Source organism: Bacillus cereus group sp. BfR-BA-01379 (assembly GCF_022663605.1).
Taxonomy (GTDB): Bacteria; Bacillota; Bacilli; order Bacillales; family Bacillaceae_G; genus Bacillus_A; species Bacillus_A mobilis.
Window position 1 is genome coordinate 1 of record NZ_JAKUFT010000297.1, and the last position, 231, is coordinate 231.

Sequence of the window (231 nt, forward strand, 5' to 3'; positions counted from 1 at the left end):
TCCTTCTGGACCTTCTGGTCCTGTTGGTCCTATATCTCCCATCGGCCCTTGTATTCCTTGAACTCCTTGTGGTCCTGTTTCTCCTGTTGGACCTGGTACTCCTTGTATTCCTTGCGGACCTTGATCTCCTGTCGCTCCAGTTACACCTTGAGGCCCTATAGGTCCCTGTATACCTTGTGGACCTTGATCTCCAGTTGCTCCCGTTATCCCTTGAATCCCCTGAACCCCTTG

The 231-nt window shown here is 51.9% G+C and carries 1 pseudogene; it reads right to left on the reverse strand.

The window, feature by feature from the left end:
• Nucleotides 1-231: pseudogene (locus tag MR113_RS27935) on the reverse strand (collagen-like protein); the annotation flags it as partial.